This is a genomic window from Rhizobium sp. PEPV16, from assembly GCF_008919455.1.
Lineage (GTDB): Bacteria > Pseudomonadota > Alphaproteobacteria > Rhizobiales > Rhizobiaceae > Rhizobium > Rhizobium leguminosarum_Q.
Map to the genome: position 1 here is coordinate 1 of NZ_VSZV01000096.1, position 4,197 is coordinate 4,197.

At 61.7% G+C, this 4,197-nt stretch carries 5 protein-coding genes; 4 read left to right on the forward strand and 1 reads right to left on the reverse strand.

Going from position 1 to position 4,197, the window contains the following annotated elements; genetic code table 11:
• Positions 1-598 (forward strand): 5-oxoprolinase subunit PxpA (locus FY112_RS01175; RefSeq protein WP_151517432.1); only part of this gene is annotated, 598 nt, incomplete at its 5' end.
• Positions 599-657: 59 nt separating this feature from the next.
• Positions 658-1,860, forward strand: coding sequence for a pyridoxal phosphate-dependent aminotransferase (locus FY112_RS01180; RefSeq protein WP_151517433.1), 1,203 nt, complete (start codon positions 658-660; stop codon positions 1,858-1,860).
• A 14-nt stretch (positions 1,861-1,874) separates the two neighbouring features.
• On the opposite strand, the gene nac is transcribed toward FY112_RS01180, so the two are convergent.
• Positions 1,875-2,834, reverse strand: a complete 960-nt coding sequence (gene nac / locus FY112_RS01185; protein WP_131629653.1) for a nitrogen assimilation transcriptional regulator NAC — start codon at positions 2,832-2,834, stop codon at positions 1,875-1,877.
• A 194-nt stretch (positions 2,835-3,028) separates the two neighbouring features.
• Here nac and FY112_RS01190 point away from each other — a divergent pair, with 194 nt between their 5' ends.
• Complete coding sequence (locus FY112_RS01190) at positions 3,029-3,808, forward strand: SDR family oxidoreductase (RefSeq protein WP_151517434.1); 780 nt, start codon at positions 3,029-3,031, stop codon at positions 3,806-3,808.
• Positions 3,805-4,197: ABC transporter permease subunit (locus tag FY112_RS01195; protein ID WP_151517435.1), on the forward strand; the 393-nt coding region annotated here is incomplete at its 3' end. The genes FY112_RS01190 and FY112_RS01195, both read left to right, overlap by 4 nt.

Below are 4,197 nucleotides of genomic sequence, written 5' to 3' on the forward strand. Positions count from 1 at the left end.
CGGCATCGGCGCGCATCCGGGCTTGCCCGACCGGCTGGGGTTCGGCCGGCGCGAAATAGCGTTTCAGGCAGACGAGCTTCGCCAGCAGTTGCTCTATCAGCTCGGCGCCCTGATGGCGATCGCCAAAGCCGAGGGTGTCACTGTCTCCCATATCAGCTTCCATGCAGCCATGGGCAATATGGTCAACCGCGATCCTGTGCTGGCCGACCTGATGATGGATGCGATCGCCACCGTGGATGCCGGCCTCGTCGTCTTCGTCACCCATGGCAGCGAGATCCAGCAGGCGGCCAAACGTGCGCGCTTGAAAACCCTGGCGCTTTTCCTTGCCGACCGGGCCTATGACGTCGGCGGCAACCTCGTCGCGCGCGGGCTCGCCGGCGCCGTCATCAAGGATGAAGCCTCGGTGCGTGCGCGTGTCCGGCAATTCCTCCTCGAAGGAACCGTCGAGACGATCGACGGAGCCGTGATCGCAATGCCGGCCCGCTCTATCCTCGTCCATAGCGACACACCCGGCGCCTTGGAGCTTGCCGGCATCGTGCGCGGCGAGATCGAAGCCACGGGTGCTGCGCTCGCGCCTGCCGCCGAACTCGCCGACTGACGCAATCCTGATCGCCCAAGGGCGGTTTCCCATTTCAACCTCATCGAAGGACCATGTCGATGTCCGTCATCGCTGACCGCCTGAAAAACGTCTCCATATCCGCATCCGCCGCCATGACCCAACGCGCCAGAGAACTGGCCGCCAAGGGGATCAAGGTCGTCAGCCTCTCGTCCGGCGAGCCGGATTTCCCCACTCCGGCGCACGCGATCGAGGCGGCTCATGCGGCAGCACTTGCCGGCGATACGAAGTATCCTCCAATGGACGGAACGCCGGCGCTCAAATCTGCCATCATCAGGAAGTTCAAGCGAGACAATAATCTCGACTATGATGCCAGCCAGATCGTCGTCTCGGGCGGCGGCAAGCAGGTGATCTTCAATGCCATGCTGGCGACCTGCAATCCGGGCGACGAGGTTGTCATTCCGACACCCTCCTGGGTCAGCTATGCGGATATCGTCAAATTCGCCGGCGGCGTCCCGGTCGCCGTCCCCTGCCACGAGCAGAACGGATTCAAGCTGCGTCCCGAGGATCTGGAGGCGGCGATCACGCCGCGCACCAAATGGCTCTTCCTTAATTTTCCGAACAACCCGACCGGAGCCGCCTGCTCCCGGGCGGAGATGGCTGCCATTGCCGAGGTCATGCTGCGTCATCCCAATGTCTGGATCATGACCGACGATATCTACGAACACCTAGTCTATGACGACTTCCAGTTCTGCACGATCGCCGAAGTCGAGCCCAGGCTCTATGAGCGCGTCCTGACGATGAACGGCGTCTCCAAGGCTTACGCGATGACAGGCTGGCGGCTCGGCTTCTGCGCCGGGCCGAAAGACTTGATCGCCGCCGTCAGCAACGTCAACGGACAGAATGGCGGCGGCATCGCGACGCTGACGCAGGCTGCGGCGACCTCGGCGCTGGACGGGCCTCAGGATCTGTTGAAGGAGCGTGCGGCGATCTACAAGGAAAGACGCGACTTCGTTCTCGACAGATTGTCTGAGGTGGAAGGGCTGCGCTGCCATCGGCCCGAAGGCGCCTTCGACATCTATCCCAACATTTCCGGGCTGATCGGCAAGACCAGCAAGGGCGGGCGAAAGATCGAGACCGACGTCGATTTCGTCATGGCGCTCGTCGAAGAGCATCATGTCGCGACCGTGCAAGGAGCGGCTTACGGAATGAGCCCCTTTTTCCGTATTTCCTACGCCACCAGCATGGAGAAACTCGGCGAAGGCTGCGCGCGCATATCCCAGTTTTGTAAGGATATGCGCTGATCGGCAGCGAGCTTTTAGTTTTTCAAGCGCGCGGTCAACTCAAGAAGGATGTCCCGGACGGCAAGGGCCGGTTCCGATAGGGGATTCTGGTCGGAAACGCACAGCGACAGGGTTTCTTCGATCCGCGGCGAGACGAGCCGGCAGATCAGCGGCTCACTCGATTCCGATACGATGCGGTCGGCGATGGCTTTCGGCATGATCGTCGCGCCGAGGCCGCTGCCCACCGCGCGGGCAAGGGTGCGGACGATCTCAACTTCCGCCACGACTTTCAAATTGGTGCGGGTGCGCGTGAAGGCGGTATCGACCGCCCGGCGAACGAAATTATAGGCCGGCGGCAACAGCAGCGGCATCCCGTCGAGAGCATTGACCGGAACGGGCTTCGCATCCGCTTCGATCGCAAAGTCCCGATGCGCGACAAGGAAAAACTCTTCGCTGAGGATCGGCTCGAACCGGACACCCTTGATCGGTCCGGTTCCGTGGAGAAGCGCCATCTCCAGCCGGCCGTTCATGATCATCTGGCTATAGGTCTGGCCGACGCTTTCGGTCAGGTGCAGCAGGATACCGGGATGCCGTTTGCGGGTCTCCGCCAGGAGGTCGACCGACAGCGTGGCCGCACTGCTGAAAGGCACGAGACCGACGGACACACGCCCGGCAAGCGAATTGCCGGCTGCGGATGCATCCGCTTGCGCCTGCTCCATCTGCCGAAGAATAATCTGCGCATGGCGATACACCGCGTGTCCTGCATCGGTCATGCTGACGCCCTGCTGGCTGCGGATCAGCAGCTTGTGGCCGAAATGCTCCTCCAGTGCCGCAAGCTGCTGGCTGAGCGCCGGCTGGGCGATATGCAAAAGGTCCGCCGCTCGCGTGATGCTGCCGCTGTCGACGATCACGATGAAAGATTTGAGGCGTCTGATGTCCATGAGGATCGGGGTACCGTTCTGATCTGCGCGGCTTACATGTTTGCAGACACGCATTGCTTTTGCAACGCGACGCCGTCGCTGCTTTCCTCAGGCCTGGACGCCGCAAGGTGGTGCCCGGCATCAGCCCTTTCTCTTCTTCAGCAGCCTGCGCCGGCTCCATAACCGTTGCTTATTGCTCCAGAGATAATCGGTCTTAGGCAAGGGGTTTAAGCTTCGCTACTGTCTCGATCAACAACAAGGGAACGACAATGCCATTCTCCGACTACAAGACCGCACTGGTGACCGGCGCATCCTCCGGTATCGGCGCAGCCGTGGTGGAGCGGTTCCGCCGGGAGAACATCGAGGTCCATGCGGTTGCCCGCAGCGCCGACGCACTGCAGCAGCTGGCTGCGCGGACGGGCTGCATCGCCCACGTCATCGACGTGACCGACCGTCAGGCCATGGCCGAGCTCACCCGTCGGGTGGAGTTCGACATTCTCGTCAACAATGCCGGTGTCGACCGGCCGAAGAAGTTCCTGGAAGCCGACGAGGGCGATATCGATCTCCTCGTCGACGTCAATCTCCGGGCAGTTCTGCATATCTGCCGTTTGGTCGTGCCCGGCATGGTGGCGCGCGACTGCGGACATGTCATCAACATTTCGTCGATTGCCGGCGCCTACAATTTCGGCGGCAACTCATCCTATCACGCCACCAAGGCAGGGGTGAGCATGCTGTCCAACCAGCTGCGCATCGACGCTTTCGGCAAGCGGGTACGGGTCACGGAAATCTGCCCCGGCCGGGTCGCCACTGACATTTTCAATCACGTCCACGGCGATGACCCCAGCATCCGCGAAAGGTTCATCGACGGCTTCGAACTGCCGCAGGCGGCCGATATCGCCGACGCGATTGCCTTCGCCATAGCAGCCCCCGTCGCCGTCAACATCGGGCATATGGAGATCACCCCGACACTGCAGGTCATGGGCGGGCTACAGACCGCAAAGCCCCAGCCTTCGGCGAAGCCGGATCAATCCGGGGAGCCAAACCCGTGAGCGGTTTCGACCTTTCGGCAATCCTCGGAAATCCGGAGTATACCGCCATGTTGCTGCATGGCATCGAGATGACATTCATCATCTATGCCGGCTCCTGGTCTATGGCGATGGCGCTGGCACTTCTGCTACTGGCCTTGCGTTTGTCGCCCTTTCGTTTCGGCGATCCGTTAGTCGCTGCTTACGTCTCTTACCACCGGAACGTCCCCACCCTGGTTCAGCTGATGCTGTGGTATTTCGGGATTTTCACCCTGATGCCAAGCGGAGTAGCCGAATGGCTGGCCGTCCATAATGCCGAGGCCATCTTCGCGGTGATCGGGCTCGGTCTCTGCCAGGCGGCCTATTTCAGCGAAGATCTTCGTTCCGGCGTGCGCTCGGTCAGCCCCGGCCAA